Here is a 22,374-nt window from a genome sequence, read left to right as displayed (position 1 = left end):
TCCCTGCTGCCCCTTAGTCCCTGGGAAGGCCGAGGATCCGCTCGGCGACGACATTGAGCTGGACCTGCGTGGTGCCCCCGGCGATGGTCAGGCAGCGGGACATGAGCATCCCGTGCACCGCCCGCTCCCCCGCCCCCTCCCGTACCGCGCCCGCCGGTCCCAGCAGTTCGAGCGCGAGCTCGGCGGTCCGCTGCTGGTGCGGGGTCTGGACGAGCTTGCGTACGGAGGCGCCCGCGCCCGGCTCCAGCCCCGACACCTGCTGGAGCGTGGTGCGCAGCCCGATGCACGCCAGCGCGTGCGCCTCGGCGGTGAGCGCCCCGATGCGCGCCCTGTACGCGCCGTCGAGGTCGGCGGAGCGGGCGAGGAGGGCTTCCAGGCCGGATTCGAAGGTCATCTGGTCGGCCATGTGGACGCGCTCGTTGCCGAGGGTGTTGCGGGCCACCTTCCAGCCGCCGTCGGCCGCCCCGACCAGCGCGTCCGGCGGGAGGGTCACGTCGTCGAAGTAGACCTCGTTGAAGAGGGCTTCCCCGGTGATCTCCTTCAGCGGCCGGATGTCGATGCCGGGGGTGTTCTTCATGTCGACGACGAAGTAGCCGAGCCCCTTGTGCTTGGGGGCGGCCGGGTCGGTGCGGGCCAGCAGGATCCCGTAGTCGGCGCTGTGCGCGGAACTCGTCCACACCTTCTGTCCGTTGACCGTCCAGGAGCCGTCTTCCGCGCGCTCCGCCCTGGTCCGCAGCGAGGCCAGGTCCGAGCCCGCCCCCGGTTCGGAGAAGAGCTGGCACCAGGTGACGTCCCCGCGCAGGGTCGCGGCGACGTACGCCTCCCGCTGCGCGTCCGTCCCGTAGGCGATCAGCGAGGGCACGACCCAGGTGGCGATCCCGAGGTCGGCGACCTTGACCCCGGCCCGCCGCAGCTCCTGCTGGACGACGAGCTGCTCGACGGGTCCGGCGCCGAGGCCGTAGGGGGGCGGCAGGTACGGGGCCGCGTAGCCGGTGGGGGCCAGGATCCGCCGCGCGGCCGCCGGGTCGAGCCCGCGGGCGTCCTCGATGGCGGTACGGGCCTTCGCGCGGTGCGCCTCCGCCTGGCGGGGCAGCTCCAGGCGGAGCTCGCGCCGGGCTCCGGCCGCCGCGAGCCGTACGGCCCGTAGGCGGTGCCCGTCGCCGGGCCCGAGCAGCTGCCGGGCGACCAGGGTCCGCCGCAGGTGGATGTGGGCGTCGTGCTCCCAGGTGAAGCCGATGCCGCCGAGGATCTGGATGCAGTCCTTGGCGCAGGAGTAGGCGGCGTCCAGGGCGGTCCCGGCGGCGAGCGCGGCGACCAGCGAGCGCACCTCCGCGGGCTCGTCCATGGCCTGGGCGGCGTCCCAGGCCAGCGCCCGGGCCTGCTCCAGCCGGACCAGCATGTCGGCGCACAGGTGCTTGACGCCCTGGAACTGCCCGATGGGGCGCCCGAACTGCTCGCGCACCTTGGCGTATTCGGCGGCGGTGTGCAGGGCCCAGGCGGCGGTGCCGCAGGCGTCGGCGGCGAAGAGGGTGCAGGCCAGGTCCCGTACGAGCGCGGCGTCCAGCTCCAGCAGCCGGCCGGGCGGCACGGTGACCCCGCGGGCCCGCACCTCGGCGGTGGGGCGGGTCGGGTCGGCGCTCTCCTGCGTACGGATGTCCAGCGCGGCGGCGTCCACGGCGAACCAGCGGGTGCCGTGCGCGGCCTCGGCGGCGAGCAGCACGAGGTCGGCCTCGCCGGCGCCGAGCACCGGGGGCGCGATCCCGTCGAGGAGGTGTCCGCCGCCCTCGACGGCGACGGCGGTCAGGGTGCCGGGCCCCAGCGCGACGGCCCCGACCCGGCCGTCGAGCGGGTCGGCCCCGGCCCGGTCCAGCAGTACGGAGGCCAGCGCGCTCGGCAGGTACGCCCCGGGCAGCGCGGCCCGGCCGGCCTCCTCGACGACGACGGCCAGGTCGAGGAGGGTCCCGCCTTCGAGGTGCGGCTCCAGCAGCCCCTGCGCGGTCATCGCGTCCCAGTAGGCGGGCCGCGTGCCGGTCTGCGGCGGGGTGTCGAGGAGCTTGCGCACCTCCTCGGGCGGCACGGCCCGCGCCACCCAGCCGCGCACGGCCTCGGCCAACTGCCGCTGTTCTTGCGTGATTCCGATGCCCATGCGCGGCAGACTAGAACACGTTCCAATCTGACGGAAGGTCAGATAACCGTGTTCTTGCCCTGCCGGTGCCGGATCAGCGGGTCGCGGCCTTCAGCGCGGTGCGGGCCACCTCCTTCGCCTTCGTCTCGCAGTCGCCCTTGGTGTAGGGCTTCGCCCGGAGGCCCACCCAGACGGAGAGATTGCCCTCGCGGACGGAGAGGACACAGGTCCAGTCGGCACTGGGGGAACCCCAGTAGGCCTCGGTGCCGAACCCGAGCCGGGGCGCCTCGCGCTGACCGGTCGCCTCCGCCTGGAAACGCCCCTTCTGGGTCCGCGCGTTGGCGTCCGCGTCCCCGCCGAGGCTCAGGTCCCACCGGACCAGCCCGGACGGCGACGCGGCGTTCGGGCCCCCGCTCCAGTTGCAGCTCGCCTGCACGCCCTTGACCGTCTCGGACCGGGTGTCGCGGCCCGACGCCCAGGACGCGAGCGGCACCGTCCTGTTGGCGTCCGCGCAGGTCGGAACGGCCGTGTAACCGACGGCAGCCACGGCCCGTTCCCGCACGTACAGCACCACCCCGATCCCGGCCACGAGAAGCCCCCAAACCACCACCGCCGCCACGCCCCACCGCGGCCACTGCCACGCACTCCGCGCCCCGTCCGGCCCCGGCGGGGACACGCCCAGCCCCGCCGGGGGCATCTCCGGCCCCGCCGGGGGCATCTCCAGCCTCGCCCGGGGCACCTCCGAGCCCGCCGGAGGCACATCCAGCCCAGCCCGGGGCATCTCCGAGCCCGCCGGAGGCACACCCAGCCCTGCCGTGGGTACATCCAGGCCCACCGGGGGCATGTTCAGCCTCGCCGGCGTTTGAGGCGCCGCCGGAGGCACATCAAGCCCCGCCGGCGTTTGAGGCGCGGGGGTCCGGGGGCCGGCCCCCGGCAGTGGCGCCGCAGGGACGACCGCGACGACCGGGCCCCCGTCCAGCAGCCGGTCGATCTCCCCCCGCTGCGCCGCGATCATCGCGTAAACGGCCGAGGGCCACTGCCTCCCCGCCGGCGCCACCGCCCCGATCAGCTCCCGCAACCGCGCCGGGGACGGCCGCGCCGCCGGGTCCTTGGCCAGGCACAGGGCGACGACCTCCCGCAGCCCCGCCGGGACCCCGCTCAGGTCGGGCTCGGCGTGCACCACGTCGTAGAGCGTCCGCAGGACGGACGTTCCGGCGAACGGACTGCGGCCCGTCGCGGCCATCGCCAGCACCGAGCCGAGCGAGAACACGTCGCTCGCCGGGGTGAGCGGCGCGGCCTCGGCCTGCTCGGGCGACACGTACGCGGGCGAGCCGACGACCCATCCGGTCCGCGTCAGCGCGGTGTCCGACTCGGCCCCCGACTCCATCGCCCGCGCGATGCCCAGGTCGATGACCCGTACCCCGTCCTCCGCGAGCAGCACGTTGTCCGGCTTGAGATCCCGGTGCACCAACCCGACCCGGTGGATCTCCACCAGCGCCGAGGCCAGCCCCGCCGCGAGGCGCCGTACGACGTCCTCCGGCAGCGGCCCGACCGCCTTGACGACGGCGCCCAGGGACGGCCCGGCCACGAACACCGAGGCGAGCCAGGGCGTCGCGGCGTCCGCGTCGGCGTCGATCACCGCCGCCGTGTAGGCGCCGGACACCTTGCGCGAGGCGGTGACCTCGCGCCGGAACCGGGCCCGGAAGCCCTCGTCGTCGGCGAAGTGCGCGAGCACCTGCTTGACGGCGACGAGCCGCCCGTCCGGCCCGGCGGCCAGCAGCACCCGCCCCATACCGCCCTGCCCCAGCACGCCGAGCACGTCGAACGGCCCCACCCGCTTCGGCCCCGAAGGCCCTACGTCCTCCATACCGCCCCGCCCCCCTTCTCCACTCGGCCCCCGCTCAACTCGGCACGGCCGCCGGCGCGGCGCGCGCGATGCCCTTGGCCTCGGTCTCGCAGCTCGCGGCCGGGCGCGCCTCCCCGGCGAGGTACACCTGCACGACAAGGTTGCCGTCGCGGACGACCACAGCAGGTACGCCCCGCCACCGACGGCGGCCACCCCGAGCACACCGGCGGCGGCCAGGGCCTCGCTCAGCGAGGGTCCCCGATACGGGGAGGGATCATACCGAGAGGGGGCTCCCGCGAAGGTCGTCGCCGGGGCCGGAGGGTCAGGACCGCTCGTAGTAGTACCCCTCGCCGTGCGACGGCCCCACGTTGTGCATGAGCCCCATCGGCTCGCTCTTGGTGAAGAACGACGGGTCGAGCGTCCCGCAGAACTGGTTGTTGGACTTGCTCTTGTCCTCCGCCCCCGCACTGATGTTCATCTTGGTCCCGCCGGTCACCGACAGCACCTTGGCCATGTACTCGCAATGGCCCATCCCCGAGTCGGAGATCAGACGGACGGCCCCGGTGCGGCTCACGGTCACCGTCTCCGGCTGGCCGATGTTGAACTGCCCCTTGTAGACCCACGTACCGACGAAGTACGCCGGGACCGCGTCGCCGCCGGACGAGCCGCCACCGCTCGGCGAACCGCCACCGCTCGGCGAGCCCCCGCCTCCCGGGGTGGCCCCGGTGCCGGTGCCGGCCGCGCCCCCGCCGCCGGGACCGGTGCCGACGCTGCTGCCCCCGGCGACGGGGCCCCCGCCGCCGCCCTGGGTGGCACTGCTGCCGGTGCCGGTGTTTCCGCCCGGGGTGCCGGCGCCGCCGCCGGGCGTTCCCGCGCCTGCAGCGGCCCCCTGGGCGGCGCCGCCGACCTGGCCGCCTTCCGGCGTGCCGCCGGGGCTCTGGGAACTCTGCGGGCTCTGCGCGGCCGGGCCCGGCGAACCGCTGGCCCCGGAGGGGGCGCCGGCCGCGCCGGGCGTCACGGGCGCACTGCTCGCCGGCGGCGAGGCCTGCGGATGCTCCGTACCGCCGCCGAACGGCTGGATCAGGGCCACCGTGCCGCCGCCGATGCTGAGGACGAACACGGCCGGAACCGCGATGGTCCACGGCCGCTTGCGGCGCCGCCGCTCGCTCTCGGAGGTGTCGACCCCGGCCACCGGCCCCGCCACCGGCGGCCCGACCACCGGCTCCGCGGAGCCGTCCTCGTCCTTCGCCCGCAGCCCGAGCGTCGCCCGGTCGGTGGGTTCCAGGTCGGCCGCTGCCGCCTCCCGCTCCGGCGGAGCCGCCTCCGCGTCGAGCAGCCGCGCCGCCTGCTGGGCCAGGCGCGCCACCACCTTGGGCGGCAGCCACGCCCCGCCGAGCGCCCCCGGACGGACCCGCTCCGGATCCTCCAGCAGCTCCTCCACACCGGGCCGCTCGTCGACGCCCTTGACCAGGCAGCGGCGGATGAACGCCCGCAGGGCCTCGTCCCGCACCCGCTCCAGCTCCGGCTCGGCCTCCACGATCTGGAACATCACCGCGTGCTGGTTGCTGGCCCCGGCCCCGAAGGGCAGCCGGCCGGTGGCCGCGTACGTCAGCACGCAGCCGAGCGTGAACACGTCGCTCTTCACCCCCGCGCGCTGCCCGCGGACCTGCTCGGGCGACATGAACCCGGGCGAGCCGACGACCATGCCGGTGCTGGTCAGCAGCGACTCGACGGAGGTCTCCAGGGCGCGCGAGATGCCGAAGTCGATGACACGCGTGCCCTCGACGGTCAGCATCACGTTCGACGGCTTGAGGTCGCGGTGCACGATCCCGGCCTCGTGGATGTCCTTCAGCGCGTGCAACAGCCCCTCGGCGAGGGCGTGTACGGAGTCCGCGGGCAGGGGTCCGTACCGGCGCACGATCTGCTCCAGCGAGAGCCCGGGCACGTACCCCGTGGCCACCCAGGGCCGCTCGGCGTCGGGATCCGCGTCGATGACGGGCGCGGTGTACCGCTCGCCGACGCGCCGGGCGGCATCGATCTCACGGCGGAAGCGGGCCCGGAACTGCGCGTTCGAGACGTGCTCCTCGTGCACCACCTTCACGGCGACGGTACGCCCGCCCTCGGACCGGGCCAGGAACACCCGCCCCATACCGCCGGCGCCGAGCCGCCCGAGCAGCAGGTACGGCCCTATGCGGGTCGGATCCGCGGCCGCGAGCGGCTTTATGCCGCCGTCGACGTTGTCGTCGTCATCCTGGTCACCACTGATCCCACTGCTCATGCTGCCCGTTCCCCCGTAGATCCCCTGTGGTCGGCCCAACTCGCCTCAGGGTAAGGGGGATCAGGCCTAGAGGGCCCTGACGAAGGTGGTGAATGCGCCGGGGCTCACGGTGAAGGCGGGGCCGTCGGGGATCTTGGAGTCACGGACGGCGATGTGGGCGGGTTGGGCGGCCACTTCGACGCAGTTGCCGCCGGTGTCACCGCTGTACGAGGACTTACGCCAGGCGGCGGCGCCGAGCGGGGCGCACTCGACGCAGTCGCCGCCCGTGCCGCCGCTGTAGCTTGATTTACGCCACAGTGCGCCCGTCAGGTTCTGGTTGAGCCCCATAACGTTCCTCCTGTACGCGGGCGATCAATGCTGCCGAGTCCTCCACAGAGAGGGCTGCGGCCTGCAAGTGATCGTATCGGTGCGTACAGTCCCTGACCGTCTCTGGGTTGGCGGTCACGTTGGCCGAACCATAGCTTTCGGCGTAGAAGATGTCCGGGTCTCGATCGAACCTCAGGACGTTGAACGACCCTACTGTCGCCGGATGTTCACCGGCCCCGAAGGGCAGCACCTGGATGCGAACCTCGCGCCGATCGCGGAATCCCAACAAATGCTGGAGTTGATTCCGCATGACGTCGCGGCCACCGAACGGCCGGTACAGCACCGCCTCGTCCAGCACCACCCAGATCAGTGGTGGACGTTCCCTGACCAAGATCTGCTGACGGTCGATCCTCGCGGCCACCGCCTCATCGAGCTTGTCCGCCCAGCCAGCCCGAAGCACTGCACGTGCATAGTCCGGGGTCTGCAACAGGCCGTACACCAGCTGCGCCTGAAAGCTGGAAATGTAGGCGGCCCGCGCCTCCATCTCCGCATACTGCTGAAACCAACTCGGCAGCTGGCTGCGCAGCACCAAGCCCACCAGCCGGGAGAACACACCATCCGTCCCCAGCGCCGCGTCGACCCGCTCCGAGAAGTCCCGCGTCGGCACCTTCCTCGCCGTCTCGATCTGCCCGATCAGCGAGCCCGTGCAGAAGATGATGCCGCCCAGAATCTCCTGCTTCAGCCCCGCCTCCTCTCTCAGGCGGCGGAGTTCGGCACCGTAGTAGTCCAGCGGAGACGCGCTGGGATCGAGAGCGCGGATGTTGACCATGAGGCGGTCACCCCTCAAGTTCACGCCGTGCGGCGTTCGTTTCGGCCTGTAGCCGAGCGTAACCACGCCGCTCCACGCTGGTGACATGAATCACGCAACTGACCGCTCTCCGGCGGAAATTGGCGGCAGCTACCGCATGGGCTTCACCGTCGGTGAGCATTCGGCCCGGCACATGCGGCGGATCCTGCGGACGTACCTGGACCGGTGGGGCCTGCCCGAGCTGGCCGACGGCGCCGAGCTGGCGCTGACGGAGCTGGTCGCCAACGTCGTACGGCACGTGCCCGGGCGGCACTGCACGGTGCTCATCCTGCGGCGGCCGGAGGGCCTGCGGGTCGAGGTGGTGGACAGGAGCCCGGACCTCCCCCGACCGTCCCGCGAAGGCGACGCGCTCGCGGAGGGCGGGCGGGGGCTGCTCCTGGTCGAGGCGGTCACCGACCGCTGGGGCACGCTCCCGATCCCCACCGGCAAGACGGTGTGGTTCGAGTGTGACGGGAAGGCCGGGTAGCGGGTCAGCCCGTGCAGCTGGGCACCACGCTCGGCGAGCAGTTCGTGGGGACGTTGTTCTCTACGGGGGTGGCGACGAGGGTGATCGTGCTCCCGTTGTTGAAGATGCCACCGGGAGCCTTGTGGGCGAAGTTGTGGGTCACCGAGCTGTTGCGGATGGTGAAGTTGGAGCCGGAGTCGCCGGTGATGCCACCCCCCTGCCCGTCCTCGGCGGGGACCCGGTTGGCGAACACGGTGACCCGTTCGAAGGTCAACGTGCTGGCGCTGGCCAGGATGCCGCCGCCCACCCTCCCCGGCTGGGCAACGGTGTTGCCACGGATGAGGGTGTCCGTGATGGTTCCCGTCAAGTTGCTGGCGGCGATCCCGCCGCCGCTGAGCCGGGAGGCGTTGTCGGTGATCCGGCTGTTGGCGATGGTCAGGCTGCTGCCGAGCGCCTGCAGCCCGCCGCCGATCTGCTTCGCCGTGTTGCCGGTGACGGTGGTGTTCGAGAGGTTCGTGGAGGGGTTCGAGCTGATGCCGCCCGCGTCGTCGGTGGCGATGTTGTAGCTCACGGTGCTGTTGCGGAGGGTCAGTGTGCCGTTGTGGTTGTAGATGCCCCCGCCGACTCCGCTTTGGTCCGCGATGTTCCTGGTCACCTCGACGGCATTGAGGGTGAGGGTGGCGCCGCCGTCGGACCGGATGGCCCCGCCGCCGCCGCTGTCCGAGCGGCCGTCGCGGAGGGTGAGGTTGTTCAGGCTGAGCCGGGCGCCGGTGCCTTCCAGTTCGAAGATGCGGAAGAGGGCCGTCGACTGGCGCCGGATGGTGTTCTGGCTGCCGACGATGGTGATGTCGCTGGTCACGACCGGCAGGCCGTTGCCGGGGTTGTCGGCGGTGGTCAGGGTGTAGGTGCAGCCGGGAGCGAGGAAGAGGACGGCGGGGCCCGGGACGGTGTTGGCCTGGGTGATGGCGGTCCTGAGGGCGGTCTGGGTGCACTGCACGACCCGCTGGGCGTGGGCGGGGGCTTCGGCGGGCAGCGCGACCACGGTCGCGAGAGCCGCAGCCGCAGCCGCACCTGCGAAAACTCCGAGTCTGGACATGGCCGCCAAAATACGTAAATCAGCCCAGTGGGTAAGGGAGCGAAGGGGGACGCGCCGCCCCCGTCCCCCGGAGGCACCAGAGGGGCACCCCAGCCCCCGCCGGGCGTTCGAGGCGTGAGGGCTCGGGGGAGGACCCCCGAATCGCCCGACTGCCGACGCCAGTCGAGCGAAAGAACCGCCCCGCCCGGCCTAGGGCCCATAACCGGGCGGGGCCGACGGCGTTGGGGCCGTCATGGCTCACCTCACCCTTGCCCGCATCGCGTCGGGGGCAGCCCTGGCACTCGCCGTCGGCCTCGCCTCCGCTCCCGCCGCCCAGGCCGCTCCCGCCCCCGAACGCCCGAGCGCCAGTCCCCTCAGCCTGGACAACCTGCTGTCGCTGCGCTTCCTCACTCCGACGGTCAACGACGCGAAGCGCCAGATCACCGGCCTCGCGTCCGGACTCTCTCCGGCGCCGGCCAACGCCACCGGCCTCGGCAGCCTGCTCAAGTAGACGAGGAAGGGACACCCAGAATGAAGCTCACCAGGACGTTTGCCACCGTGTGTACGACCGCCGCCACGGCGGTCATCCTCTCCGCCGGCGGGGCCGCCGCCGACGGGGAACTGGTCTCGGCCCTCAACAACCCGGCGGTCGGAGCGGCCTGCTTCCCCTCCGGGCAGGTCGGGAGCGGGAACACCTTCAACGGCACGCAGAACATCAGCTGCTCCCAGAGCACCGACCAGACCATCACCAACCCGGCGCCCGCGGCCGACGGCGGTGTCACCGGACGTGAAGAGGTGTTCGCGGCTGGCGTCACCGTCGAGCCAGGACTGACGAGTGGTGCGGCCGCGATGTGCCCGGAGGGGAAGGTCCCCACCGGTGGCGGGTTCCAACGTGGTCCATTCGCTTCGCACTGGGACAGTATCGAATCCGCGCCAACCGAGAGCGGTGACGGTACGAGGGGGTGGCAGACGAGTGCCAGGAACGCAGGGACCGTACCCGGCGCCTTCCATGCCTGGGCCGTCTGCGTCGACGAAGCCCCTTAAGCGGCAGGCGGGCGAAGGAATACGGACATGAAGCTCACGAAGAGGCTATCGGCAATCGCCGGTTCCGCCCTGGCCACCATGCTGCTCGGGGCGGGCGGCGCGTACGCCGCGGACGACGGCTCGCTGCTGTCGGTCCTCAACCTGCCCTCGATCACCCTCGTCTGCTACCCCGCCGGGCAGGTGGGCTCGCACAACACCTTCACGGGCACCCAGAACATCAGTTGCTCCCAGAGCGCGGAATCCACCTCCGGCGGATCGGGCTCGGGTGGGTTCACGGGCTACGAGGTGGTCTCGTTCACCGCTGAGTGCCCGGTCGGCGCGACCTGTGACATCACGCTCCGCTGCCCGACCGGGAAGAAGGTGACGGGCGGGGGCGTCTACGTGGACCCCCAGGTCCCGGGCGTCCACGTCGTGCAGTCCGGCACGGTCCCCGGCGAGGACAACACCCGCTGGGACGGCGCCATCCACAACGGGCACACCAGCCCCGTGGACCTCACCGTCCAGGCGATCTGCGCGGACGTCGACGGCTGACGCGGCGGGGCCGCGGGGCGGCGCCGCGGGCCCCGGCATGGTGCCCTACCGGGCGGTAGGGCACCATGGGCCGCCACGACACGCTGAACGCCGGAGGAACCCATGGCCGCCACCCCCAAGCCGGAGACCCTCGCCGCCTTCGAGGCCGCCAAGGGGTTCATGCCCGTACGGGAAGGGCTCGCGCTCTACGAGGCGGCCGCGGAGGCCGCCGCGCTCGGGCTGCCCCTCCTGGAGGTCGGCACGTACTGCGGCCGCTCCACGATCCTGCTCGCCGACGCCGCCCGCGAGGCCGGGGTGTCGGCCATCACCGTCGACCACCACCGCGGCAGCGAGGAGCAGCAGCCCGGCTGGGAGTACCACGACCCGACCGTCGTGGACCCCGAGATCGGGCTGATGGACACCCTGCCCACCTTCCGCCGGACCCTCCACCGGGCCGGCCTCGAAGACCACGTGATCGCGATCGTCGGGCGCTCCCCGCAGGTCGCCGCCACCTGGGGCGGCCCGCTCGGCCTGGTCTTCATCGACGGCGGCCACACCGACGAGCACGCCACCGGTGACTACGAGGGCTGGGCCCCGCACATCGCCCCCGGCGGCACGCTCGTCATCCACGACGTGTTCCCGGATCCGGCCGACGGCGGCCAGGCCCCGTACCGGATCTACCTGCGCGCCCTTGCCTCCGGGGCCTTCGAGGAGGTCTCGGTCACCGACTCCCTCCGCGTCCTGCGCCGTACCAACAACAGCCTCGCCGGCGTTTGAGGCGCGGGGTCTGGGGCGGAGCCCCAGGAGGCGGCGCCGGGCCGGACCCCTCGACGCAGATCCGATAAGCACACCACGCCCCCGGATGGAGCACGATCCGCACCCCCCGGGACCCCCCGGACTAGCATCGCGGCGTGCGCAACGACGACAGCCCCCCACCCTCCGAAGCCGCCGCGTCGGCCGGGCCGGACCACCGGCCCTGGTTCACGCGTCGCCCCACCCTCGTCATCGCGGTCGCCGCGCTGGCGCCGACCGCCCTGGCCGGCTGGGTCCTGACCCAGGCGCTGACCGGGGCCGGGCCGGACGGCCGCGACGCCAAGCCGGCGGCCGCGACGAGCCCCGTGCAGGCCGCCCCGGCGATCCCGGCGCCCTCCCCCGCCACGCCCGCCGCGGCCCCCGCCAAGGGCCCGCTCGCCGGCCGGACCGTCGTCATCGACCCCGGCCACAACACGGGCAACTTCCAGCACACCGACGAGATCGACCAGCAGGTGGACATCGGCACGAACCGCAAGGAGTGCGACACCACCGGCACCACCACCAACTCCGGCTACATGGAGGCGGAGTTCACCATGGACGTGTCCGTGCGCGCACGGGCCCTCCTGGAGGCCAAGGGCCTGAAGGTGGTCCTCACGCACGAGGCCGACGACCGCGCCTGGGGCCCCTGCATCGACGAGCGCGCCCGCATCGGCAACGAGGCGAAGGCCGACGCCGTCGTCTCCGTCCACGCCGACGGCGTCTCCGCGGGCAACCGCGGCTTCCACATCATCCTCCCCGCCGAGGTCAAGGGGGGCGCCGCCGACACCGCGGCCATCGTGGAGCCCTCCCGGCAGCTCGGTGAGCGGATCGCCGGGAACTTCGCCAGGACCACCGGTTCCTCCCCCGCCAACTACCTCGGGAGCGGTACCGGTTTGGTCATCCGCGACGATCTCGGCGGACTGAACCTGTCAACTCGGCCCAAGGTGTTCATCGAATGCGGCAACATGCGTGACGCCAAGGACGCGGCGCAGCTGACGAGTCCGGAGTGGCGGCAGAAGGCGGCGCAGGGCATCGCGGACGGCATCGTCGGCTTCCTCGGCGGGTAGTCCAAGCGGGAGTCCCGCCGGGACTCCCGGTGGGACCACCCGACGCCCCGATCATCTCGGCCGCCGGAGACCTCCGTACCATGGTGCCGCCCGCCCCGCTGCAGGCAGCGCTCTGCGACCGCGGCACCACGAGACGACCGAGACCGAGAAGGACACCTAAGACGTGAACATCCGCTCCCTCACTCGAGGCGACGGCGTGGTGATCGGAGCAGCGGCGCTGCTGTTCATCGCCTCGTTCCTCGATTTCTACTCCACCAACGGTGGTGACCTGCCGAACGCGTGGGACATCGACTCCTACCACCTCGCGCTCCCCAGCGTCTTCCTGCTCGGCTTCATCGCCGCCGGCCTGCTGATCGCCGCCCGCTTCCAGCCCGAGACCCGCCAGGTGCTCGGCCTGCCCCTGAAGGCGTGGGGCACGGTGCTCGCCGTCGCGGCCGCCTGGTCCGCGCTGTGGGCCCTGATCACCTGCCCGGACATGCTCGACCTCGGCGCGGGCTCCATCCTCGCCTTCCTCGCCACCCTGCCGCTGGCCGGCGTGGCCCTCTTCTCCGCGAAGGTCCCGGCGCTGGCCGGCCAGCTGGTGCCGGACCCGAAGCCGGTCGCCGCGCCGCCGTACGGGGCCCAGCCCCAGCCGGGCGCCGGCTACGGCTACCCGGGCGGGCAGCAGCCGCAGCCCTACGGCGGCACCCCGCAGCCGGCCCCGCCGTACAGCGGCACGCCCACCCCGGCTCCGGGCCCGCAGGACGCGGGCCAGCCGGCCCCGGCGCCCGCCCCCGCGGCGGACTTCGCGCCGTTCTGGTTCGCGGTCCCGGTGGCCCGCCCCCTCTTCGCCGAGGACGGCTCGCCGAGCCAGATCGCCGAACTCGCCCCGGGCACCTGGTACCTGGCCGTCGAGCAGCGCGGCCCGTCCGCCCTGGTCGCCCAGACCCAGGACGGCCGCCGCGGCGTCCTCAACGACACCTCGGGCATCCAGCGCGGCTGACCGGCCCCGCCCGAACCCGTCACGGCCCCCCACCCTTCCGGGTGGGGGGCCGTTGCCCTACAGTCACCTGACGCATCGTCAGAAACGGCATCGCGGAGGGGACCGTACATGCGCCTCGGACTCGCACTCGGCTACTGGGGCCGCGGCCCCAACCCGGACCACCTCGACCTCGCCACCGAGGCCGAGAACCTCGGCTATGACTCGGTGTGGACCGCCGAGGCCTGGGGCTCGGACGCCTTCACCCCGCTGACCTGGATCGCCGCGCACACCTCCCGGATCCGCCTCGGCACCGCCATCGCGCAGATGGCCGCCCGTACCCCCACCGCGACGGCCATGCACGCCCTCACCCTGGACCACCTCTCCGGCGGCCGGATGATGCTGGGCCTGGGCCTGTCCGGGCCGCAGGTGGTGGAGGGCTGGTACGGGCGCCCCTTCCCCGCGAGCCCGCTCACCGCGACCCGCGAGTACGTCGACGTCATCCGCCAGGTGCTGCGCCGGGAGGCACCGGTCGCGCTGGAGGGCCGCTTCCACCAGCACCCGTACCGGGGCGAGGACGGCACCGGCATCGGCAAGCCGCTGAAGCCCATCACCCACCCGCTCCGGGCCGGACTCCCGGTCCTGCTCGGCGCGGAGGGCCCGAAGAACATCGCCCAGACGACGCGGATCGCGGACGGCTGGCTGCCCCTCTACTGGTCGCCGACCCGCACGGACGTCTACCAGGCCTCGCTGGCCGAGCTCCCCGAGGGGTTCATGATCGCGCCGATGGCCCGGGCCAAGGTCTGCGACGACGTCGCGGAAGGCCTCCTCCCGGTCAAGGCGATGCTCGGCTTCTACATCGGCGGCATGGGGCACGCGGCCCGCAACTTCCACGCCGACCTGATGGGGCGCATGGGCTACGAGGAGGAGGCCCGCCGCATCCAGGAGCTGTTCCTCGCCGGGCGCAAGGAGGAGGCGGTCCTGGCCGTCCCGGACGCGTTCGCCGACGAGATCTCGCTGATCGGACCGCGGGAGCGGATCGCGGAGCGCCTGGAACTGTGGCGCAAGGGCCCGGTCACCGACCTCCTCGTCACGGCCCCGGACCCGCACACCCTGCGCGTGCTGGCGGAGCTCAACAGCTGAGCGGAACCGGAAACGGCTAAGCAGGACCGGAATCGGAACCGGCCTGCGGCAGGGCGGCCAGCAGCTCCCGCAGGTCCAGCGGCATGACGGCGATCTCGATGCTCCCGCCGGTGTCGTACGCACACGTCACGATCCGCGATCCGGGGTTGATGGAGATCCCCTCCTTCACGGAGGGCGCCCGCACGTCGGTGGCGCGGCCGCCCGGCAGCGGCAGGGGCTCGCCCCGCTCCGGGACCCAGCGGGCCGCGCCCTCGTCGGCGTACAGCCGGCCCGGACGCCAGCGGCCCTCGCCGGCGGGCCGCCGCGCCATGCCGGGGATCCCGGGCACGGGTCCGGCGGCCACCCGCGCGAGGTGCTTGCGCCGCAGGAGCCACCCGGCTCCCGCGGCGCCGAGCAGGACCAACACGATCTCGATCACGTTCACCGGACCCATTCAAACAGGCCGGTCCGCCGGTCAACGACGCACCCGGGTGGACGTTCCGATGATCCGAAAAATACCCGGGCATTTCCCTGGTGCATTGGAGCGAACTCCCTTCCGAAAGCCCGAGCCGCGACATTCGACCCGACATTCCTTGTGCTGATGCTTGTCCGTCACATCCGGCACACACTGAGGGGGCCTCGGCCATGGGGCCCTGTCCGCCTTCAGCAGTGAAAGGTGCATGTTCGTGATTCGAGGAACAAACGGGCCGAAGCACGGTAAGCGTCGACTGCGCGCGCTTTCCGCACTGGGCGCGGTGGGTATCGTCGCAGGACTCGCCGCCGGCCTGCCGGCCTCACCGGCCGGCGCCGCCCCGGCCCCCGCGGCGGCTGTCGCGCAGAAGCCGCACAAGGAGAAGGGCGTCGAGTGCGACGGCAAGGTCTTCGCCGCGTTCGGTGACCCTGAGGACCAGCTCTACACCGCCGACAGAGGGCCCGGAACGTACCAGTTCACGGCGCTGGGCGACCCGACGTCGTTCCTCTACAACGCCATCGGCGTGAACCCGCGCGACCGGTTCCTCTACGGGACCCAGTTCGTCGACGCGAACGACGAAAACCACCTGCTCCGCTTCGACCGCAATGGAGCCGTCGAGGACCGCGGCGCCATTACCGGTCTGCCGCCCGCCCTCTACATCTCGGGCACGTTCGACGACAAGGGCAACTACTACATCCTGGCGGACGATACGCAGACGATCTACATCGTCGACGTCAAGACCCGCTCGGTCAAGGGTTCCATCGAGGTCCCCGGGCTGGACGACCCGGAACTCGACATCTTCGACATCGCGTTCCGTGACGGATTCCTGTGGGGTTCGACGGACGACGGCGCCATCGCGCGCATCGGCATCGCCACGGGGAGCCTGGACTTCTTCCCCGGTGTCCTTCCGGGCGGTTCGGACTTCGGCGGCGTCTTCGTCTACGGCAACGGCGATCTCGGATTCTTCCGGAATTCAAACGGAGAGCTCTTCCGGGTGCACGTGAAGAACGCGACCTCCGCCGACCCCGAGTTCACCATCCTGTCGACGCAGGACCAGGTCCCGGAGCAGGAGCTGGTGAACCTCGACGCCACCTCCTGCTTCCTCGACTCCAAGGCCGACCTCTCGGTGCGCAAGCGCGCCCCCAAGGAAGTCGTCTCGGGCACCCCGATCACCTACCGCATCACGGTGAAGAACGTGAGCAAGGAGGAGAAGGAGAAGGGCAAGGGGAAGGACCATGGGAAGGGCAAGGACAAGGAGAAGGGGAAGAGCACGGGCGACTCGTCCGGCTGGTCCCTGACCGACCAGCTCCCGGCGGAGCTCCTGGATGCGTCCACCTCGACCGCAGGGTGCGAGATCACCGACGGCGTCCTCTCCTGCACGGGTGGTCCGCTGGAGAAGGGCGACAAGGTCGAGATCGAGGTGACCGGCACCGCGGCCTACGTCCTGGAGCCCACCACCGTGGAGAACACCGCCACGGTGTACGGCGACGACAAGGACCCGCACAAGAACAACGACAAGGACACCGCGTCCACCCTCATCACGCCGGGGGACAGCGCCCGGTAGTGCTGTGACATGCGGCTCGCCACGCCGCCGGGGCCCCTTGGGTGGGGCCCCGGCGGCGCCGGTGTGCGTGCGTGCCGGCCGGCGCTATCCGCCGAGCTGCGACACGCTCGGAACCTTGTCCGTCACCTCGGCACCCGCGCTCTTGCCGGCGCTCTTGACTCCGTCGATGACGTTCTGGAAGGAGCTGATGTCGGCGTCGCCGGCCTCGCCCTTGCGGAGCTTGCTGCCAAGCCCCTTGAGGGACTCGATGCCCGCCGTCAGCGGGCCCATCGCCTTCGACAGGAGCGGGTCGCCCTTGGCGTTGTCGGCGGCCGCCTTCAGCCGGTTGTAGGCGAAGGCACCGGCGAGACCGGCCTTGATGAGCGCGAACGTACGGCCCTTGGCGCCCTTCTTGAACTTGCCGTCGCGGTACGGCTTGATGATCCACTGGTACGTCGCCCCGGCCGCGAGCCCGGCGTTGGCGACGAAGCGGGTCTTGGCGAACTTCTGCCGCTCGGCGGAGGTGGTGGGCGACGGCGTCACGGCGGCCAGCTCATCGGCTTCGTCTGCGGCCGGCTCGGCAGCCGCGAGGGCCGCCAGATCCGCGACGGCGGCCGACGAGAACTCCTCCTGCCGTCCCGTGCTGCTGCCGCACGCGGTGGCACCGGCGACCAGCGCGGTGGACAGGACCAGCGCCGTGAGGGCACGGCGGATTCGGACGGTGGTGGGTACGGCCACGATTGCCTCCGGGGACTGAGGTGTCCCCCGCAGCCTCACCCCGGCCACCGGGCTCCACCACTCAGGAGGACCCGTTCGGGTTTGCGCCGCGCCTGGGCGGTAAGACGCGCCGTATGCCCACACACACCCGCACACACGCCCGGTCGGGCGGTCTGGCGGGCCGGCTCGTCGCCCTCGTGGCGGACGTGTTCGCCTTCGTGATCGTCCTGTGGATCGTGCTGTACCTGCTCGACGCCAACCAGGGCAACCAGGTGGTCGACTTCGTCCACGACGCCGCCACCTGGCTCGCCGGCTGGTCCCACGACATCTTCACCTTCAGCCAGGAATGGCTCAACGTGGTCATCGGCTACGGCCTGGCGGCCGTGGTCTACCTGATCGCAGGCCACGCCCTGGCCCGCCTCCTCAGCCGCTTCTAACATCCGCCCTTGGCGGGGCCATCCTCAGCCTCGCCGAGGGCAAATCCAGCCCTCGGCGGGGCAAATCCAGCCCCGCCGGCGTTTGAGGCGCGGGGTCCGGGGCGGAGCCCCGATCCTTGACCCGCGCCCGCCCACCCGGGCTAGCGGCAGCAGTCCGGTTCCAGACCCACCGGCAGCGAACCCCCGCCGAACACCTCGCCGGTCGCCTCGTCCCCGCCCAGCGCCGCAACGGCAAGCAGCAGGGACCCTGCCGTCCACGTCGTCTGCTCCACGGGCCACACCGCCTCGTCCCGGAACACGTACCCGGTCCAGTACATCCCGTTCTCGGCCCGCAGGTGCGTGATCGACCGCAGGATGTCCAGCGCCCGGTCCGACTCCCCCATCGCCCACAGCGCGAGCGCCAGCTCGCAGGACTCCCCGCCCGTCACCCACGGGTTCGGCAGCACGCACCGCACCCCGAGGTCCGGGACCACGAACTCGTCCCACCGCGCCTCGATCCGCGCCTTCGCGTCGGCCCCGGTCAGCGCCCCGCCCAGGACCGGGTAGTACCAGTCCATCGAGTACCGGGACTTGTCCAGGAACCGCTCCGGGTGCCGCCGTATCGCGTGCCCCAGCGCCCCCGCCGCCAGCTCCCAGTCCGGCTGCGGCTCCTCCCGGTGCTCCGCGATGGCCAGGGCGCACCGCAGCGCCTGGTGGATCGAGGAGGAGCCGGTCAGCAGCGCGTCGGTGACGGCCGCCCCGTCCGCCTCCCGCTTCCAGCCGATCTCCCCGCCCGGCTGCTGCAGCGCGAGCACGAACTCCACGGCCGCGTACACCGCCGGCCACATGCGGTCCAGGAAGGTGTCGTCGCCGGTCGCCAGGTAGTGGTGCCAGACCCCGACCGCGATGTACGCGACGAAGTTGGTCTCCCGCCCGGCGTCCTGCGGCTCGGCGGTGTCCACCCCGTCCGCCCGGTCGGCGTAGGCCGCGTACCAGGAGCCGTCCCGGTTCTGGTGGGCCGCGAGCCACTCGTACGCCTTCGCGGCGGCCTCGTGCTCCCCGGCCGCGTCCAGCGCCATCGCGGCCTCGGTGTGGTCCCACGGGTCCAGGTGGTGGCCGCGGAACCACGGTATGGCCCCGTCCGCCCGCTGTGCGGCCAGGATCCCGGCGACCGTCTGCGCGGCCTGCTCGGCGGTCAGCACCCCGTTCAGGACGAGGTGTTCGGGTGCGGTGCGCTCCGGCGAGCTCACTGGCCGGGGCCCGCGGCGCCGGCGGCCTCGACGGGGAGGTGGGGCTTGGTCGCGTACGCCACGAAGCTCTTGCCTATGACCGGGTTGAGGGCCTGCTCCGCGAGGCGGGTCAGCGCGGGCTTCTTCATGATGTCCCAGACCAGGAGCTTGTGGTACGCCTTGACGGGCAGCGCCTTGTCGTTGTCGACGCCGAAGGCGCACTTGAGCCACCAGTACGGGGAGTGCAGCCCGTGCGCGTGGTGCGTGCCGTACGGCTTGAGGCCGGCGGCCTCCATCTTGCCGAGCAGCTCGTCCGCCTTGTAGATGCGGATGTGGCCGCCCTCGACCTCGTGGTAGGCGTCGGAGAGCGCCCAGCAGATCTTCTCGGGGCCGTAGCGCGGGACGGTGATGGCGATGCGCCCGCCGGGCTTGAGCACGCGCACCATCTCGGCGAGCACGCCCTTGTCGTCGGGGATGTGCTCCATCACCTCGGAGATGATGACGACGTCGAAGGACTCGTCGGGGAAGGGCAGGGCGAGCGCGTCGCCCTCCATGGCGGTGGCGGTGGCGCCGGCCGGGGCCTCGCCGGCCTCCTTCATGGCCGCGAACCACTTGGCGACCTCGCGGATCTCCTCGCCGTTGCGGTCGACGGCGACCACCTGGGCGCCTCTCCGGTAGCACTCGAAGGCGTGCCGGCCTGCGCCGCAGCCCAGATCGAGCACACGGTCGCCTGCGGCGAGCGGGAACCGGGAGAAATCGACGGTCAGCACGGGGTCCTGCCTTCGCGGTCGCGGGGGTGTTCGGGGTTGCACATGAGCTGGCGTAGGTAAGGGAAGGTCACCGCGCGCGGCGGGTGCGGGCGGCTGCCTGCGCGATGGCGGTGCGGTAGTGCGCGGCGGTGGCCTCGGCGGCCTTGGCCCAGGTGAAGCGGGCCAGGACCCGTTCGCGGCCGGCGGCGCCGAGGCGGGCCCGCAGCTCCGGGTCGCCCAGCATCCGGCCCAGGGCCGCGGCCAGTGCGCCCGCGTCGCCGGGGGGCACCGCGAGGCAGGTCTCGCCGTCGGGTCCGGAGACCTCGGGGATCGCGCCGCCGGTGGTGGCGACGAGCGGGGTGCCGGTGGCCATGGCCTCGGCGGCGGGGAGCGAGAAGCCCTCGTAGAGGGAGGGGACGCAGGCGACCTGCGCGCTGCGCACGAGGTCGACCAGTTCGGCGTCGGTGATGCCCTTGACGAAGCGGACGGCGTCCTGGAGCCCGTACGAGGCGATGGCGCGGGCGACCGGCCCCTTCTCGGCGCGCTTGCCGACGACGACGAGGTGGGCCTCGGGCTGTTCGGTGCGCAGCTTGGCGAGGGCCTCGACGAGGTGCACGAGGCCCTTGAGCGGGACGTCGGCGCTGGAGGTGGTGACGATGCGGCCCGGGACCTCGGCGACGGAGGCGTCGGGCGACCACAGGTCCGTGTCGGCGCCGATGTGGACGACGTGGATGCGGCCGGCCTGCACGCCCAGGTGCTCGGCGATCTCCTGCTTGGAGGAGCCGGAGACGGTGAGGACGGAGGGGAGCCGGCGGGCGACGCGGCCCTGCATGCGGGTGAAGGCGTACCAGCGGCGTACGGAGGCCCGCTTCTTGCGGTCCTTCGCGGCGGCGAGGTCGAGCCGGCGGTCGACGGTGATGGGGTGGTGGATCGTCGTCACGAGCGGCGCGCCGAGGTCTCCCAGCAGCCCGTACCCGAGAGTCTGGTTGTCGTGGATGACGTCGAACTCACCGGCGCGGGCGGCGAGGTGCCGGCGGGCGCGGAGCGAGAAGGTCAGCGGCTCGGGGAAGCCGCCGGTCCACATGGTGGCGACCTCCAGGGCGTCGATCCAGTCCCGGTACTCCTCGCGCTTGGGCGTGCGGAAGGGGTCGGGGTGCCGGTAGAGGTCGAGGCTCGGGAGCTCGGTGAGCGTGGCGCCCGTGTCGAGGACCGGGTAGGGCTGCGCGCCGATGACCTCGACGGAGTGCCCCAGGCGTACGAGCTCGCGCGAGAGGTGGCGGACGTAGACGCCCTGGCCACCGCAGAACGGGTTCCCCTTATAGGTGAGGAGTGCGATACGCAGCGGGCGGTCGCCGTCGGTGGCGGAACCCGCGAAAGGGCTCTTCACCATGGCCTCAGCGGTCACTCTCGGCCCCCATCTCCCTGCACTTTCGCCGGAGCGTAACCGCTCGGATAATGTAGAACAAGTTTCAGACTTGATCCGTCGAAGACCATTGAATCTACCGGCCGGAAACCACACCGTAAGAGGCGGAGCAGGTGATTCGCGCCACGGCTGCGGCGCCTGCAATGCTGACCCCGGACCAGCCCGGATTCAGCCCCCCGCAACGACACGGAACGCCATGGAACGGGACACATGACAGCGGAAGCGAAAGCCGTCACCACGGTCACCTCACCGGCGTCCCCTCCCCTGACGGAACGCCAGGAGGCGCGCCGTCGCAGGATCCTGCACGCCAGCGCCCAACTGGCCAGCCGGGGCGGCTTCGACGCCGTCCAGATGCGCGAGGTGGCGGAGTCCTCCAGCGTGGCCCTGGGCACCCTCTACCGCTACTTCCCGTCCAAGGTGCACCTGCTGGTGGCCACCATGCAGGACCAGCTCCAGCACATGCACACCACCCTGCGCAAGCGCCCGCCGGCGGGCGACGACCCGGCGGCGCGGGTGGCGGAGACCCTGATGCGGGCCTTCCGGGCCCTCCAGCGGGAACCGCACCTGGCGGACGCGATGGTCCGGGCACTGACGTTCGCGGACCGCAGCGTGAGCCCGGAGGTGGACACGGTCTCCCGGCTGACCACGGCGATCATCCTGGACGCGATGGGCCTGGAGGCCCCGCCGACGGCGGAACAGCTCTCGGCGGTCCGCGTCATCGAGCACACCTGGCACTCGGCGCTGATCACCTGGCTCTCGGGCCGCGCCTCGATAGCCCAGGTCAAGATCGACATCGAAACGGTCTGCCGACTGATCGATCTGACGTCCCCGGAAAAGGCCTGAAGCGGTTGGTGGGGGCGGGGGTCATGTCCCTTGGACCGGCTGCCCTGACCGTCCGGTTCCCGATCCGGCCTGAACGGTGGTCATCTGCGCGAGGCTAGCCCGCGTCCGGCGGCTCGACCTGCTGGGGCTGCTGGGGCTGATCGGCGGGCGGCGGCTGGTCGGCCGGCGGGGGCTGCTCGGCCGGCGGATTCGGCTCGGCGGGCGGAGGCACCGGGGTCGTCGGAGGCTGATCGGCCGGCGGGGTCGGGGTCGGCGTGGGCGTCGGGCCGACGTCCGGAGGGGTCCAGGTGAAGCCGGATTCCCTCATGCAGGCGGACATGAACCGCTGCCGCTCCTCCGGCGTCGCCGCCGCGGGGGCCTTGGAGGAACACGCCGCCTCGGACTGGGCGCGCTTGGCTTCATCCGCCGGGTCGACGGCTGGGGGAGGGGTCCAGGTGAAGCCGGAGTCCTTCATGCAGGCGGACATGAACCGCTGCCGCTCCTCCGGCGTCGCCGCCGCGGGGGCCTTGGAGGAACACGCCGCCTCGGACTGGGCGCGCTTGGCTT

22 protein-coding genes and 1 pseudogene are annotated in these 22,374 nt (G+C 72.3%); 11 read left to right on the top strand and 12 right to left on the bottom strand.

Going from position 1 to position 22,374, the window contains the following annotated elements; all coding sequences use genetic code 11:
- Window positions 1-13 precede the first annotated feature (13 nt).
- The 5 genes from ACFWBN_RS33850 to ACFWBN_RS33830 form a co-directional block, all read right to left on the bottom strand.
- Entirely contained in the window at window positions 14-2,146 is a 2,133-nt protein-coding gene (locus ACFWBN_RS33850; protein ID WP_385183627.1) for an acyl-CoA dehydrogenase, read from the bottom strand.
- Window positions 2,147-2,219: 73 nt separating this feature from the next.
- On the bottom strand, window positions 2,220-3,992 hold the full coding sequence (locus ACFWBN_RS33845; protein ID WP_385183624.1) for a protein kinase: 1,773 nt from the start codon (window positions 3,990-3,992) through the stop codon (window positions 2,220-2,222).
- 301 nt (window positions 3,993-4,293) lie between these two features.
- On the bottom strand, window positions 4,294-6,249 hold the full coding sequence (locus tag ACFWBN_RS33840; protein ID WP_385183622.1) for a protein kinase: 1,956 nt from the start codon (window positions 6,247-6,249) through the stop codon (window positions 4,294-4,296).
- 66 nt (window positions 6,250-6,315) lie between these two features.
- On the bottom strand, window positions 6,316-6,576 hold the full coding sequence (locus ACFWBN_RS33835; protein WP_385183619.1) for a DUF397 domain-containing protein: 261 nt from the start codon (window positions 6,574-6,576) through the stop codon (window positions 6,316-6,318).
- A complete protein-coding gene (locus tag ACFWBN_RS33830) occupies window positions 6,536-7,384 on the bottom strand; it encodes a helix-turn-helix domain-containing protein (RefSeq protein ID WP_385183616.1) in 849 nt (282 codons plus the stop codon). Before ACFWBN_RS33830 ends, ACFWBN_RS33835 begins: the two co-directional genes overlap by 41 nt.
- Window positions 7,385-7,469: 85 nt before the next feature.
- Here ACFWBN_RS33830 and ACFWBN_RS33825 point away from each other — a divergent pair, with 85 nt between their 5' ends.
- Entirely contained in the window at window positions 7,470-7,889 is a 420-nt protein-coding gene (locus tag ACFWBN_RS33825) for an ATP-binding protein (RefSeq protein WP_385183613.1), read from the top strand.
- A 4-nt stretch (window positions 7,890-7,893) separates the two neighbouring features.
- Here the strand turns inward: ACFWBN_RS33825 and ACFWBN_RS33820 are convergent, their stop codons facing one another.
- The gene (locus ACFWBN_RS33820; protein WP_385183610.1) at window positions 7,894-8,964 is read right to left on the bottom strand and encodes a hypothetical protein; all 1,071 of its coding nucleotides are present in this window, start codon (window positions 8,962-8,964) and stop codon (window positions 7,894-7,896) included.
- Between the two features lie 232 nt (window positions 8,965-9,196).
- Here ACFWBN_RS33820 and ACFWBN_RS33815 point away from each other — a divergent pair, with 232 nt between their 5' ends.
- The 7 genes from ACFWBN_RS33815 (at window position 9,197) to ACFWBN_RS33785 (ending at window position 14,457) form a co-directional block, all read left to right on the top strand.
- Window positions 9,197-9,454 (top strand): hypothetical protein, encoded by a 258-nt coding sequence (locus ACFWBN_RS33815; protein WP_385183606.1) that lies wholly within the window; start codon window positions 9,197-9,199, stop codon window positions 9,452-9,454.
- 20 nt (window positions 9,455-9,474) lie between these two features.
- Entirely contained in the window at window positions 9,475-9,987 is a 513-nt protein-coding gene (locus ACFWBN_RS33810) for a hypothetical protein (protein ID WP_385183603.1), read from the top strand.
- 27 nt (window positions 9,988-10,014) lie between these two features.
- On the top strand, window positions 10,015-10,518 hold the full coding sequence (locus tag ACFWBN_RS33805; protein ID WP_385183600.1) for a hypothetical protein: 504 nt from the start codon (window positions 10,015-10,017) through the stop codon (window positions 10,516-10,518).
- A gap of 102 nt (window positions 10,519-10,620) precedes the next feature.
- Window positions 10,621-11,274, top strand: a complete 654-nt coding sequence (locus ACFWBN_RS33800) for a class I SAM-dependent methyltransferase (RefSeq protein WP_385183597.1) — start codon at window positions 10,621-10,623, stop codon at window positions 11,272-11,274.
- 134 nt (window positions 11,275-11,408) lie between these two features.
- Window positions 11,409-12,356, top strand: a complete 948-nt coding sequence (locus ACFWBN_RS33795) for an N-acetylmuramoyl-L-alanine amidase (RefSeq protein WP_385183594.1) — start codon at window positions 11,409-11,411, stop codon at window positions 12,354-12,356.
- Between the two features lie 163 nt (window positions 12,357-12,519).
- Window positions 12,520-13,338 carry a hypothetical protein gene (locus ACFWBN_RS33790; protein ID WP_385183591.1) on the top strand — a complete coding sequence of 273 codons (819 nt, stop codon included), beginning with the start codon at window positions 12,520-12,522 and terminating at the stop codon, window positions 13,336-13,338.
- A gap of 108 nt (window positions 13,339-13,446) precedes the next feature.
- The gene (locus ACFWBN_RS33785) at window positions 13,447-14,457 is read left to right on the top strand and encodes an LLM class F420-dependent oxidoreductase (RefSeq protein WP_385183588.1); all 1,011 of its coding nucleotides are present in this window, start codon (window positions 13,447-13,449) and stop codon (window positions 14,455-14,457) included.
- Between the two features lie 16 nt (window positions 14,458-14,473).
- Here the strand turns inward: ACFWBN_RS33785 and ACFWBN_RS33780 are convergent, their stop codons facing one another.
- Window positions 14,474-14,881, bottom strand: coding sequence for a hypothetical protein (locus tag ACFWBN_RS33780; protein ID WP_385183584.1), 408 nt, complete (start codon window positions 14,879-14,881; stop codon window positions 14,474-14,476).
- Between the two features lie 310 nt (window positions 14,882-15,191).
- On the opposite strand from ACFWBN_RS33780, the gene ACFWBN_RS33775 reads away from it, so the two are divergent.
- Entirely contained in the window at window positions 15,192-16,472 is a 1,281-nt protein-coding gene (locus ACFWBN_RS33775; protein ID WP_385183581.1) for a DUF6923 family protein, read from the top strand.
- An 84-nt stretch (window positions 16,473-16,556) separates the two neighbouring features.
- Here the strand turns inward: ACFWBN_RS33775 and ACFWBN_RS33770 are convergent, their stop codons facing one another.
- Window positions 16,557-17,189 carry a hypothetical protein gene (locus ACFWBN_RS33770; protein ID WP_385183578.1) on the bottom strand — a complete coding sequence of 211 codons (633 nt, stop codon included), beginning with the start codon at window positions 17,187-17,189 and terminating at the stop codon, window positions 16,557-16,559.
- 113 nt (window positions 17,190-17,302) lie between these two features.
- On the opposite strand from ACFWBN_RS33770, the gene ACFWBN_RS33765 reads away from it, so the two are divergent.
- On the top strand, window positions 17,303-17,605 hold the full coding sequence (locus ACFWBN_RS33765) for a hypothetical protein (RefSeq protein WP_385183575.1): 303 nt from the start codon (window positions 17,303-17,305) through the stop codon (window positions 17,603-17,605).
- A gap of 140 nt (window positions 17,606-17,745) precedes the next feature.
- On the opposite strand, the gene ACFWBN_RS33760 is transcribed toward ACFWBN_RS33765, so the two are convergent.
- The 3 genes from ACFWBN_RS33760 to ACFWBN_RS33750 form a co-directional block, all read right to left on the bottom strand.
- Window positions 17,746-18,834 (bottom strand): prenyltransferase, encoded by a 1,089-nt coding sequence (locus ACFWBN_RS33760; RefSeq protein ID WP_385183572.1) that lies wholly within the window; start codon window positions 18,832-18,834, stop codon window positions 17,746-17,748.
- Window positions 18,831-19,583, bottom strand: a complete 753-nt coding sequence (locus ACFWBN_RS33755) for a class I SAM-dependent methyltransferase (RefSeq protein ID WP_385183569.1) — start codon at window positions 19,581-19,583, stop codon at window positions 18,831-18,833. Before ACFWBN_RS33755 ends, ACFWBN_RS33760 begins: the two co-directional genes overlap by 4 nt.
- A 67-nt stretch (window positions 19,584-19,650) precedes the next feature.
- Window positions 19,651-20,967 (bottom strand): glycosyltransferase family 4 protein, encoded by a 1,317-nt coding sequence (locus ACFWBN_RS33750; RefSeq protein WP_385183566.1) that lies wholly within the window; start codon window positions 20,965-20,967, stop codon window positions 19,651-19,653.
- Window positions 20,968-21,195: 228 nt separating this feature from the next.
- Here ACFWBN_RS33750 and ACFWBN_RS33745 point away from each other — a divergent pair, with 228 nt between their 5' ends.
- Window positions 21,196-21,828, top strand: a complete 633-nt coding sequence (locus tag ACFWBN_RS33745; RefSeq protein WP_385183563.1) for a TetR family transcriptional regulator — start codon at window positions 21,196-21,198, stop codon at window positions 21,826-21,828.
- Between the two features lie 94 nt (window positions 21,829-21,922).
- Here the strand turns inward: ACFWBN_RS33745 and ACFWBN_RS33740 are convergent.
- Window positions 21,923-22,374 (bottom strand): annotated as a pseudogene (locus ACFWBN_RS33740) (hypothetical protein); the annotation flags it as partial.

Source organism: Streptomyces sp. NPDC059989 (genome assembly GCF_042736975.1).
Lineage (GTDB): Bacteria > Actinomycetota > Actinomycetes > Streptomycetales > Streptomycetaceae > Streptomyces.
This window is presented reverse-complemented; position numbering and strand designations above follow the sequence as displayed.